Origin of the sequence: Solwaraspora sp. WMMD1047 (assembly GCF_029626155.1) — a bacterium.
Taxonomy (GTDB): Bacteria; Actinomycetota; Actinomycetes; order Mycobacteriales; family Micromonosporaceae; genus WMMD1047.
Window position 1 is genome coordinate 7,449,883 of sequence record NZ_JARUBL010000001.1, and the last position, 12,188, is coordinate 7,462,070.

The following is a 12,188-nucleotide window of genomic DNA, read 5'->3' on the forward strand; positions in this document are numbered from 1 at the left end:
ACTCTGGGTGACGTACCGGGAGAGGCGGAACATGGTCGACGCTTTCGAGCTGCGGGATGTTCGACGAGAACGGGTCAGCCGACTGTTGCGGGAACGCAACAGTCGTTTCCGGACCTTTCCGATGTCACTGCAGCAACGGGGGATCTGGTTCATCCAGCAGTTGCTGACCCACACGACGGCCTATCTCGTACCGCTGGCGGTGCCGCTTCCCCAGCGACACGACCCGGAACACGTCCGCCGGGCGGTCGCCCTCGTGGTGGCGCACCATTCGAGCCTGCGCACCACGATCGACATTGACGGATTGACCTTCGAACCGGTGCAGCGGGTCCACGCCACGATCGCCGTGCCGGTGCCGCACACCGACCTGAGCGCCCTGCCGCCGGACGAGGCGGAGGCGGCCGCCGCCGAACTCAGCCGGCGGGAGGCGACCACGCCGGTCGACCTGGAGCGCGGGCCGCTGATCCGGACCCGCCTGCTCGACCTGCCCGCCGACCGGCAACGGCTGCTGCTCACTCTCCACCACCTGATCGCCGACGGCTGGTCCCTGCACCTGCTGATCCAGGACCTGCTTGCCGCCCTGGCGGCGGTTCGGCACGGCCGATCACCGATGTTGCGCCGGGCACCCTGTAGCTACCACGACTGGGCGGCGTGGCAACGGGCCCGGTCCGCCGACGACTGGCAGCCCCATCTGAGGTTCTACCGGGACCTGCTGCGCGGCGCGCCGCCGGTGCTCACCCTGCCCACCGACCGGCCCCGCCCCGCCACCCCGACCCAGGCAGGTGACCGGCACGTCTGGACCCTGCCGCCCGGGACGCTCTCCGCGCTGCACGAGCGGGCCCGCGCCAGCGGCACCACGCTGTACTGCGTACTGCTCGCCGCCCTCGCGGTGGTGCTGTCCCGACACAGTGGCCAGGACCGCGTGGTGATCGGCACGCCGATGGCGAACCGGACCCACCCCGCCCTGCAGGACGTCATCGGCTACTTCGTCACCGTCGGGGTGCTGCCGGTCACGGTCACCGCACCACGGGCGGCGCTGCTGAACCAGGTGCACCGGCAGCTGGTCGACGTGCTGGCCCACCAGGAACTGCCCTTCTCCATGCTGGTGGAGGAGCTCGCCCCGCCGCGCAGCCTCAGCGTGCATCCGATCTTCCAGGTCATGCTGGCCCTGCAGAACACGCCGGACGCGTGGCAGACCGAGCAGCTGCAGCAACCCGTCTCCGAGGCCAAGTTCGACCTCACGTTCAACGCCGTCGAGACGCCCGACGGCCTGCGGGTGGACTGCGTGTACGCGACCGACCTGTTCGACCACGCGACGGTCGTCCGCCTGTGCGACGAGTTCACCCGAGAACTCACGTGACCGGCGCACTGCACGAACTCGTCGAGGCCCAGGTGGCCCGTACTCCCGACGCGGTGGCGCTGGAGTTCGAGTCCGCGACGACGACCTACTCCGAACTCGACCGGCAGGCGTCCCGGCTGGCCCGGTCGCTGCGCGAGCGGGGGATCGGCCCGGGAGCCCTGGTCGGCGTCGCCTGCGAACGGTCCCCGGCGATGATGATCGCCCTGCTCGGGATCCTCAAGTCCGGCGGCGCCTACGTCCCGCTGGACCTCGAGTCGCCGCCGGCCCGGCTCGGCGACGTACTGCGGCAGTGCGGCAGGCCGCTGGTCGTCACCACGGCGGCCGGGGCCGATGTGCTGCCGGTTGAGCACACCGGCGGTCTGCTGCGCGTGGACCGGTTGGCCGACGACTCGCGGCCGCTGGACAGTCCGGTGCCGGTACGCCCGGACGACCTGATCTACGTCATCTTCACCTCCGGATCATCCGGTCGCCCCAAGGGGGTGATGACCGAACACGCCCCGGTGGTCAACCGACTGCGATGGATGATCGACAACCATCCGCTGAGCGTCGACGACAAGGTGATCCATAAGACGCCGATCTATTTCGACGTCTCGGTGTGGGAAATGTTCTGGCCGCTGTGTTTCGGCGCGACCCTGGTGATCGCCCGGCCCGGCGGGCACCGCGACGCCGACTATCTGGTTCGTACGGTACGAACCAGTCGAATCACCGCCGCGCACTTCGTACCGTCGATGCTCTATGCCTTTCTCGAACATCCGATGGTCTCCTCCTGCCGCACGCTGAAACGCGTCTACTGCAGTGGCGAGGCGCTCAGCCCCGCACTGCAGGAGAAGTTCTTCGGGCGACTCGACGCCACCCTGACCAACCTGTACGGCCCGACCGAGGCGGCCATCGAGGTCAGCCACTGGACCTGTGTGCCCGGCACGCCGACGGTGCCGATCGGCTACCCGATCGACAACACCCGGCTGTACGTCCTCGACGACCGGCAGCGGCCGGTGCCCGACGGACAGCCAGGTGAGCTGGTCATCGCCGGGCTTCCGGTGGCACGCGGATACCTCGGTCGCCCCGAGCTCACCGCCCAGGTGTTCCTCGACGATCCGTACGGCCCTCCCGGAGAGCGGATGTACCGCACCGGCGACCGGGCGCTGCGCCGCCCGGACGGCGCCTTCGAATACCTGGGCCGACTCGACGACCAGGTGAAGCTGCGCGGTCAGCGGATCGAGCTGGGTGAGGTGGAGGCGTGCCTGCAGAGCCATCCCGCCGTCGGCCGCGCCGTCGTCGCGCTCAAGTCGCGCGGCGAGGCAGACCAGCGCCTGGTCGGCTATCTGCTGCCCACCCCGGGCCAGGACAGCGACCGCGTGACAGCGGCGGTACGCGCGCACGCCCGGGAACGACTGCCCGACTACATGGTCCCGGCGGCCTTCGTGGTGGTGGATCGGATCCCGTTGAGCCCGTCCGGAAAGGTGGACCGCCGGGCCCTGCCCGACCCGGCGCCGGCCGGGCGCGAGCACCGCCAGCCCCCGCGCCCCGGCATCGAGGCCGAGGTGGCCGAGCGGTGGACGCAGGTACTGGGGTGCGGCGCCCCGGACCGGCGGGACCGGTTCCTCGACAGCGGCGGCAACTCGCTGCTGGCCACCGTGCTCGCCGCTCGCCTCTCCCACGAACTCGGACGACCGGTCACCGTCGCCCGGATCATCGGGGCCGGCTCGTTGGCGGAACTGGCCGCGGCGATGGACAGCACACCCGTCGCCGGGGCGGAGACGTTCGCGTTCCCGGCGGCCCGTTCGCTCGACGAGCAGCGCCTGGACCGCGTCGCGACGATGTCGGCGGACGAACTCGACGCCCTGCTGGAGGACCTGGAGGGGGTCGGGTGAGCGACGACGACCTGCTGCCGGTCTCGCTGCGTATCCTGCGCGAGAACGTGTTCCGGCACGCGCATCACCCAGCGGTCCGACCGCGGCACCTCGAGGCCGCTCGCGCCGGTACGGCCGGCCGGGAGATCCCCTTCTTCCCGGCCCGGGTGCTGCTGCAGGACTACACCGGGGTTCCGGCGTTCGTGGACCTGGCCGCGATGCGCGACGTGGTGGCGGCGACCGGCGGCGATCCGCAGCAGGTCAACCCCCTGGTGCCGGTGCAGGTCGTGGTCGACCACTCGCTGGTGGTCGAGGAGTTCGGCCACCCCGGCGCCCGGCAGCGCAACGTGGAACTGGAGTACCGGCGCAACAACGAGCGGTACCGCTTCCTCCGCTGGGTGCAGCAGGCCTTCCGGAACACCGTCGTGGTGCCACCCGGCGGCGGGATCGTGCACCAGGTCAACATCGAGCAACTGGCTGAGGTGGTCACCACCCGCGACGGCGTCATCTTCCCGGACACCGTGCTCGGGGCCGACTCGCACACCACGATGGTGAACGCGCTGGGCGTACTGGGCTGGGGGGTCGGCGGCATCGAGGCCGAGTCGGCGCTGCTCGGCGAGCCGGTGTTCCTGCGCCTGCCCCCGGTGATCGGCGTCCGGCTCACCGGTGTGCTGCGGGAGGGTTGCACAGCCACTGACCTGGTGCTCACCCTCACCCAACTACTGCGGACCCGGGACACGGTGGGCACGTTCGTGGAGTTCCACGGTCCCGGACTGGCCCGACTGCCGGTCCCGGACCGCGCCACCATCGCGAACATGAGCCCCGAGTTCGGCTCCACCTGCGCCTACTTCCCCATCGATGACCAGACCCTGAACTACCTGCGGCTGACCGGACGCACCGAGCGGCACGTGCGGACGGTCGAGTCGTACGCGCGGCACGCCGGCCTCTGGTCGGCACCGGACCGGCGACTGGCGTACGCCGAGGACCTCGTCGTCGACCTCGGTGACGTACGGCCGTCGGTCGCCGGACCAAGCCGCCCGCAGGACCGCGTCGACCTGTCCCGGGTCCGGGAGACGCTGGGCACGGCCCGCGAGGGTGACCGGCTGCCGCACGGTGCGATCGCGATCGCCGCCATCACGTCCTGCACCAACACCGCCAACCCCGGCCTGATGGTCGCCGCGGGCCTGCTCGCCCGCAACGCCGACCGCCACGGCCTGCGACCCCGCCCCTGGGTGAAGACGACGCTGGCGCCCGGCTCCCCGGTCGTCGTCGACTACCTCGACCGGGCGGGGCTGACCAAGCATCTCGACCGGCTCGGCTTCCACCTCGTCGGCTTCGGATGCACCACCTGCATCGGCAACTCGGGGCCGCTGGCCGACAGTGTCGAGCCGGGCGGGCAGCCGCTCACCGCGGTGCTGTCCGGCAACCGCAACTTCGAAGGGCGGGTCAACCCGCACGTGAGCCAGAGCTTCCTCGCGTCACCGCCACTGGTGGTGGCGTACGCGCTGGCCGGGACGATGGACATCGACCTGACCGACGAGCCGCTCGGGGTCGACCCGGACGGCAGGCCGGTTCACCTGCGTGATCTCTGGCCGAGCGCCGACGAGGTGGCCGGGGTCGTCGCGGAGTCCGTCCGTCCACAGGACTACGTCGCCGCCGCCAGCGCGGCCCGCCACGGCGACGCGCACTGGCGGCGGTTGCCGCGCAGCGACGGCGACCGCTTCGCCTGGGACCCGGACTCGCGCTACGTGCGCCGTTCCCCGTTTGCCGACGAGGCGCGTCGGCCGTCGACCGGTCCGCAGGACATCGTGGGCGCCCGGGTGCTGGCCGTCCTGGGCGACACGGTGACCACCGACCACATCACCCCGTCCGGGCAGATTCCGCCCGACAGTCCCGCCGGCCGGTACCTGCGCTCCCACGGCGTCGCGGTGCGGGACTTCAACTCGTACGGCTCCCGGCGGGGCAACCACGAGGTCGCCGTACGGGCGACGTTCGCGAACCCACGGCTGCGCAACCGGCTGGCCGACCGCGACGGTGGCTGGACCCGGGACCTGACCAGCGGGGAGATACTGCCGATCCACGACGCCGCGGAACGCTACGCCGTAGCCGGTGTGCCACTGATCGTCCTCGCCGGCACGCACTACGGGACCGGGTCGTCGCGGGACTGGGCCGCCAAAGGCACCCGGTTGCTCGGCGTACGCGCCGTCCTGGCCGGCAGCTTCGAGCGCATCCACCGGGCGAACCTGATCGGCACGGGCGTGCTGCCCCTGCAGTTCCGGCCGGGTGACTCCGTCGACGCGCTCGGCCTGACCGGCACGGAGACCATCACCATCCGTGGGGTCGACGCCATCACCGACGAGTGGTGGCCACAGACCGTACGGGTCGAGGCGGACACCCAGGTCTTCGACGTGCTGGTCCGCCTGGAGACGGCCCAGGAGGCCGCCCAGTACCGACACGGCGGGATCATCCCGTACGTGCTGCGCCGACGGTGGCTCGGCGATTCCGGGCGACCCGCATGAAGCGGCGCTGTCGGCTCCCGCGCCGATGACCTCGTGCCCGGTACGCACGGGATGCGGTTTCCGCCGTTTTACGGCTGGTACCGGTAGCCCATGCCGGGCTCGGTGAGCAGGTGGCGGGGTCGGGCGGGGTCGGGTTCCAGCTTGCGGCGCAGCTGGGCCATGTACTGGCGCAGGTAGCCGGTCTCGGTCTGGTACTCCGGACCCCAGACGTCGCGCAGGAGCTGGCGCTGGCTGATCAGCTTGCCGGGGTTGCGGAGCAGTGTTTCCAGTACCGCCCACTGGGTGGGGGTCAGTTTGGTGTCGGTGCCGTCGTCGTGGGTGACGGTGTGGGCGGCGAGGTCGACGGTGTGCCGGCCGAGTCGCGCGGTGGGAGTGGCCGCGTCGGCACCTGTCGCGTGTCGGCGGGTGGCGGCGCGGATGCGGGCGAGGAGTTCGTCGACGCCGAACGGTTTGGTGACGTAGTCGTCGGCGCCGGCGTCGAGGGCGGTGACCTTGTCGTCGCTGCCGGCGCGGCCGGACAGGACGATGATGGGGACGGTGGTCCAGCCGCGCAGGCCGCGGATGACGTCGACGCCGTCGAGATCGGGCAGGCCCAGGTCGAGCACGATCAGGTCGGGTGGGTGGCTGGCGGCGGTCTTGAGTGCGGCGGCGCCGGTGGCGGCGACGTCGACGTGGTAGCCGCGGGCGCGCAGGTTGATGCGCAGGGCGCGCAGGATCTGGGGTTCGTCGTCGACGACCAGGATGCGGTTCATTCCTGCCGGCCCTCCGGGAGTTCGGCTGGTGTCACGGCGGGCAGCCGCAACACCATGGTGAGCCCTCCGCCGGGGGTGGTCTCCGGAATGATGGTGCCGCCCATGGCTTCGGCGAGGCCGCGGGACAGGGCGAGGCCGAGGCCGACGCCGACGGTGTTGTCGCGGTCACCGAGGCGCTGGAACGGCAGGAAGACATGGTCCCACTGGTCTTCGGGGATGCCGGGGCCGGTGTCGATGACGCGGAGCTCGACCTGGCCGGAGTGGGCGCTGGCGGTGATGGTGGGTGGTTGGTCGGGCGGGCTGTGCCGCAGGGCGTTCGCGACGAGATTGACCAGGACCCGTTCCAGCAGGCCCGGGTCGGCGGTGACGGCGGGCAGGTCGGCGGGGATGTCGGTGCGCACGTCGGCCGCGGACGGGCCGAGTTCGTCGAGGGCTCGGGGGACGGCGTCCTCCAGACCGATGGGTACGGGGTGGACGCCGAGCGCGCCGGCCTGCAGCCGGCTCATGTCGAGCAGGTTCGCGACCAGCCGGCCGAGCCGGTCGAGGGACTCGTCTGCGGTGGCGAGCAGTTCGGCCTGGTCGTCGGGGTCGAAGTCGACGTCGTGGCTGCGCAGGCTGGACACGGCGGCTTTGGCCGAGGCGAGGGGGGTTCGTAGGTCGTGGCTGACGGCGGCGAGCAGCGCGGTGCGCATCCGGTCGGCCTCGGCCAGGGGCCGGGCGGCGGCGGCCTGCTCGGCGAGGCGTTCCTGGCGGAGCGCGACCGCGGCCTGCGCCGCGAACGCCTCGACGATGCGCCGGTCGGCGGCCTCCAGCCGCCGGCCGGAGAGCACGACGGTGAGCCGCTCGTCCACCGGCACGGCCGTTTCGCCCGCGCTGGGGCTGGTCGCCGGGGCTTCCCCGACGCTGGCTACGACCCGCCAGGCGCCCTCGTCGCGGGCCCGGTCGGGCCGGCCCTCGGCGGCCTCCACCGACTCCAGGAGGCTGACCGCACGCAGCGCGAAGGTCTCCCGGAGCCGGTCGAGCAGCGCCGGCAGGGGGCGCTGTCCGCGTAGCACGCTGCCGGCGACGGTGGCCAGGGTCTGCGCGTCGGCGGACGCCCGGGCCGCTTCCCGGGTACGCCGCGCCGCGACGTCGACCACCCCGCTGACCGCGACGGCGACGCCGACGAACACGCCGAGGGCGAGCAGGTTGTCTGTCTCGGCGATGGTCAGGGTGTAGTAGGGCGGGGTGAAGAACCAGTTGAGCAGCAAAGAGCCGCCGAGCGCGGCGAGCAGGGCCGGCCAGAGGCCGCCGACCAGGGCGACGCCGACGACTGCGGCGAGGAAGATCAGAATGTCGTTGGTGAGGGTGAGATCGGGCAGGGCCTTGAGCGCCGCGGTCAGGGCGGGCAACCCCAGCCCGGCGAGGGCGAAGCCGAGCAGCCGGCGGCGCCACGACAGCGCGGCGGGCACCGCGGGCGCCTGCCGGCCGCGTCCGGCCTCGGCGTGGGTGACCAGGTGTACGTCGATGGGGCCGGACAGCGCGGTGGTGGTGACGCCGACGCCGCGGGAGAACAGTTGCGCGAACCGGCCACGGCGGCTGGCGCCCAGGACGAGCTGGGTGGCGTTGACGCCGCGGGCGAAGTCCAGCAGCGCGGCCGGGACGTCGGCGCCGAGGACGTGGTGGTACGTGCCGCCGAGGCTCTCCACGAGGACCCGTTGCCGGGCGAGCTGGGCGGGGTCGGCGCCGGCCAGGCCGTCGCTGCGTGCCACGTGTACGGCGAGCAGGTCGGCGCCCTTGCTGCGGGCGGCGATCCGGGCGGCCCGCCGGATCAGGGTCTCCCCTTCCGGTCCGCCGGTGAGCGCGACGACGACCCGTTCGCGGGCCTCCCAGGTGGCGGAGATGCCCTGCTGGGTCCGGTAGGCGTCGAGTTGCTCGTCGACCTTGTCGGCGAGCCAGATCAGGGCCAGTTCGCGCAGGGCGGTGAGGTTGCCGACCCGGAAGTAGTTGCCGAGCGCAGCGTCGATCCTGTCGGGGCGGTAGATGTTGCCGTGGGCCATCCGCCGGCGCAGCGCCTCGGGTGTCATGTCGACGAGTTCGACCTGTTCGGCGGCGCGTACGACGGCGTCCGGGACGGTCTCGCGCTGAGTGGTTCCGGTGATCTGGGTGACGACGTCGTTGAGCGACTCCAGGTGCTGGATGTTGACCGTGGACAGCACGGTGATCCCGGCGTCCAGCAGCTCCTGGACGTCCTGCCAGCGCTTGTCGTTGCGGGAACCGGGCACGTTCGTGTGCGCCAGTTCATCGACGATCGCCACCTCGGGCCGCCGGGCCAGCACCGCGTCCAGGTCCATCTCGGTGAACTCGGTGCCCCGGTAGGTGATCGTCCGCCGGGGCACCTGCGCCAGCTCGCCGATCATCGCGGCGGTGTGCTGGCGGCCGTGGGTCTCGACGAATCCGATCACCACGTCGGTGCCGCGTTCGACCCGCCGGTGCGCCTCCTCCAGCATCGCGTACGTCTTCCCGACGCCGGGTGCGGCGCCGAGGTAGATGCGCAGTTCCCCTCGTGGCACTCGGACATCCTCTCCCCGCTGGCGCGGTCGCCGTCGTGCGACGGGCGATTGGGTCCGGGCACGGACCACCGCTGCGGCGCTCGGCCCGGTTCGGTGGTTCAACGGGCGGGGAATTCCCGGTCGAGTGTCAGGTTGAGCGCCAGCACGTTCACGCCCGGCGAGCCCATGAAGCCGAGCGTCCGGCCGGTGGTGTGCTCCTCGACGAGGCGCCGGACCGCCGCCGGGTCCGCGCCTCGCTCGCGCGCCACTCGCCGCACCTGGAGTTCCGCGTACGCCGGGGAGATGTGTGGGTCGAGTCCGCTGCCGCTGGCGGTGACCGCGTCGGCGGGTACCGCGGGTTCGGCGGGTGCGTCGCCCCGGATGGGGACGATCGTCGCTCCGGCGGCGCGGTAGTCCTCGCCGGGTGTGGCGAGCTCGACCGGCATGCCCTCGTACTCGGTGAGGAAGGGGGTGTCGGGTGCCGTCTGGTTGACGCTGACGACCCGGGTGGCCTGGCCGGTGAGCCCGTCGCGGCGGAACACGGCCAGCACCGCGCCGACGCCGTCGGTGGTGCAGTAGGGGCGGCTTCCGTCGACGCCGTTGAGTTCGCCGACGGCCCTGCTGCGGGCGCAGACCTGGGTGAGCAGGCTCAGGGTGGTGTCGTCGAGGTTGGTGGCGATGGTGTCGACGATGTCCTCCGGGCCGAGGTTGCTGGCGCTGGTGGAGGTGGGATCGTAGCCGTCGCCGGCGGCGGACGGGCGGGACTGGAAGTAGCGCGGGACGGGGTTGCCGTCGGTGTCGGTGAACGACTGGCCGATCAGGCTGCTGCCGACGGTCTCTCCGCCAGCGGTCACGAGCGACCCGTCGGCCCTGCCGTCGAGGCCGGGAAGCCGGCCGACGGCGACCAGGGCCAGTGGGTAGGCGAGCCCGAGCAGCACGGTGAAGACGAGCAGCGCGCGCAGGGCCGCCAGGTGTTGGGCGAGCCAGGTGGGTAGGCGCATCACGAGATCCCTGGGACGAATTGGATGAGCAGGTCGATGAGCTTGATGCCGAGGAACGGCACGACGATGCCGCCGAGGCCGTAGACCAGCAGGTTGCGGCCGAGCAGCTGCGACGCGGCGGCGGGCCGGTAGCGGACACCACGCAGGGCGAGCGGGATCAGCGCGACGATGACGAGCGCGTTGAAGATGACCGCCGACAGGATCGCCGACTCCGGACTGGCCAACCGCATGACGTTGAGCGCGTCCAGACTCGGATAGATACCGGCGAACATGGCCGGAATGATCGCGAAGTACTTCGCGATGTCGTTCGAGATCGAGAAGGTGGTCAGCGCGCCGCGCGTGATCAGCAGTTGCTTGCCGATCTCCACGATCTCGATCAGCTTGGTCGGGTCGGAGTCGAGGTCGACCATGTTGCCGGCCTCCTTCGCGGCCGACGTGCCGGTGTTCATCGCCACGCCGACGTCGGCCTGGGCCAGCGCCGGAGCGTCGTTGGTGCCGTCGCCGGTCATGGCGACCAGCCGGCCGCCGTCCTGCTCCTTGCGGATCAGGGCGAGCTTGTCCTCCGGGGTCGCCTCGGCGAGGAAGTCGTCCACCCCGGCCTCGTCGGCGATGGCCTTCGCCGTGCGCGGGTTGTCGCCGGTGATCATCACGGTCCGGATGCCCATCGCGCGCATCTCGTCGAACCGTTCCTTCATGCCCGCCTTGACGATGTCCTTGAGGTGGATGACGCCCAGCGCCCGGGCCGGCTCACCGTCGACGTGCTCGGCGACGACGAGGGGGGTTCCGCCGATGCCGCTGATCTCGTCGACGATCTGGCCGACCTGCGCGGTGGGGTGGCCGCCGTTGTCGCGTACCCACTTCATCACCGCGGCGGCGGCGCCCTTGCGGATCCGCCGAGTCGGTCCGGCGGCGCCGGTGGCCGCCGGCGTCAGGTCGACGCCGCTCATTCTGGTCTGCGCGGTGAACGGCACGAACGTGGCGTGCGGGATCAGGCCCGGCTCGCGCTCGCGCAGGCCGTACTCGTTCTTGGCGAGCACGACGACCGAGCGGCCCTCGGGGGTCTCGTCAGCGAGGCTGGACAGCTGCGCGGCGTCGGCGACGGTGGCCGCGTCCGCTCCCTCGACCGGGACGAACTCGGCGGCCTGCCGGTTGCCCAGGGTGATGGTGCCGGTCTTGTCAAGCAGCAGCGTGTTGACGTCGCCGGCGGCCTCCACCGCCCGGCCGCTCATCGCGAGGACGTTGCGCTGCACGAGACGGTCCATGCCGGCGATGCCGATCGCGGACAGCAGCGCCCCGATCGTGGTGGGGATCAGGCAGACCAGCAGGGATACCAGGACGATCCCGCTGACGCCCGCATCGGTGATGGCCTGCGTGTCGGGCGCGGCCCCCTGGAAGCCCTTCGAGAAGATCGCGAGGGGCTGGAGGGTGACGACGGCCAGCAGGAAGATGATCGTGAGCGCGGCGAGCAGGATGTTCAGCGCGATTTCGTTCGGGGTCTTCTGCCGGTTGGCACCTTCGACCAGGTTGATCATCCGGTCGATGAAGCTCTCGCCCGGTTTCTGCGTGATCTTGACGATGATCCGGTCGGAGAGGACCTTCGTGCCGCCGGTCACCGCGCTCCGGTCGCCGCCGGACTCCCGGATCACCGGAGCGGACTCGCCGGTGATGGCCGACTCGTCGACGCTGGCGATGCCCTCGACCACGTCACCGTCGCCGGGGATGGTGCCGCCGGCCTCCACCAGGACGATGTCGCCCTGCCTGAGTTCGGGAGCCGGGACGGCCTCCTCCCGGTAGCCGTTGGCCCGCGCACCGGGCGTCCAGCCGCGCAGGCGGGTGGCGACGGTGTCCGTCTTCGCCTTGCGCAGCGCGGCGGCCTGCGCCTTGCCCCGGCCCTCGGCGACCGCCTCGGCCAGGTTGGCGAAGAGCACGGTCAGCCAGAGCCAGACGACGATGGCGATCGCGAAGACGGACGGGTTGATCAGCGCGAGCACGGTGGTGAAGACCGCGCCGATCTCGACGATCAGCATCACCGGGTTGCGCCACAGGGTGCGCGGGTCGAGCTTGCGCAGGGCGTCGGGGAGCGACCTGATCGTTTGCTTCGGGTCGAGCAGGCCGCCGCCGACCCGGTCGCCCTTGGTGGCCGGCGTGGAGGTGGTCATGTCCTTCTCTCTCATGATG

At 71.7% G+C, this 12,188-nt stretch carries 7 protein-coding genes; 3 read left to right on the forward strand and 4 right to left on the reverse strand.

All coding sequences use genetic code 11. The features are described 5' to 3' along the window. Positions 1-31 precede the first annotated feature (31 nt). Genes O7627_RS33935 through acnA form a run of 3 tightly spaced genes read left to right on the forward strand, consistent with a single transcriptional unit; the run spans position 32 to position 5,726 of the window. Positions 32-1,357, forward strand: a complete 1,326-nt coding sequence (locus tag O7627_RS33935; protein WP_278097510.1) for a condensation domain-containing protein — start codon at positions 32-34, stop codon at positions 1,355-1,357. Next, a complete protein-coding gene (locus O7627_RS33940) occupies positions 1,354-3,228 on the forward strand; it encodes an amino acid adenylation domain-containing protein (RefSeq protein WP_278097511.1) in 1,875 nt (624 codons plus the stop codon). Before O7627_RS33935 ends, O7627_RS33940 begins: the two co-directional genes overlap by 4 nt. After that, complete coding sequence (gene acnA / locus O7627_RS33945) at positions 3,225-5,726, forward strand: aconitate hydratase AcnA (protein ID WP_278097512.1); 2,502 nt, start codon at positions 3,225-3,227, stop codon at positions 5,724-5,726. The genes O7627_RS33940 and acnA overlap by 4 nt, the downstream gene beginning before the upstream one ends. Before the next feature lie 68 nt (positions 5,727-5,794). Here acnA and O7627_RS33950 read toward each other — a convergent pair whose 3' ends face one another. From O7627_RS33950 to kdpB, 4 genes are all read right to left on the reverse strand, one after another. Next, positions 5,795-6,478 (reverse strand): response regulator, encoded by a 684-nt coding sequence (locus O7627_RS33950; protein WP_278097513.1) that lies wholly within the window; start codon positions 6,476-6,478, stop codon positions 5,795-5,797. Then, positions 6,475-9,030 carry a DUF4118 domain-containing protein gene (locus O7627_RS33955; RefSeq protein ID WP_278097514.1) on the reverse strand — a complete coding sequence of 852 codons (2,556 nt, stop codon included), beginning with the start codon at positions 9,028-9,030 and terminating at the stop codon, positions 6,475-6,477. The genes O7627_RS33950 and O7627_RS33955 overlap by 4 nt, the downstream gene beginning before the upstream one ends. 98 nt (positions 9,031-9,128) lie before the next feature. Next, positions 9,129-10,010 (reverse strand): potassium-transporting ATPase subunit C, encoded by an 882-nt coding sequence (locus O7627_RS33960; protein WP_278097515.1) that lies wholly within the window; start codon positions 10,008-10,010, stop codon positions 9,129-9,131. After that, a complete protein-coding gene (kdpB, locus tag O7627_RS33965) occupies positions 10,010-12,184 on the reverse strand; it encodes a potassium-transporting ATPase subunit KdpB (RefSeq protein WP_278097516.1) in 2,175 nt (724 codons plus the stop codon). The genes O7627_RS33960 and kdpB overlap by 1 nt, the downstream gene beginning before the upstream one ends. Between the last annotated feature and the right edge of the window lie 4 nt (positions 12,185-12,188).

Coding starts and splice junctions, on each gene's coding strand:
- O7627_RS33935 (WP_278097510.1), top strand. CDS start 32: ATGGTCGACGCTTTCGAGCTGCGGGATGTTCGACGAGAACGGGTCAGC.
- kdpB (WP_278097516.1), bottom strand. CDS start 12,184: ATGAGAGAGAAGGACATGACCACCTCCACGCCGGCCACCAAGGGCGAC.
- O7627_RS33950 (WP_278097513.1), bottom strand. CDS start 6,478: ATGAACCGCATCCTGGTCGTCGACGACGAACCCCAGATCCTGCGCGCC.
- O7627_RS33960 (WP_278097515.1), bottom strand. CDS start 10,010: ATGCGCCTACCCACCTGGCTCGCCCAACACCTGGCGGCCCTGCGCGCG.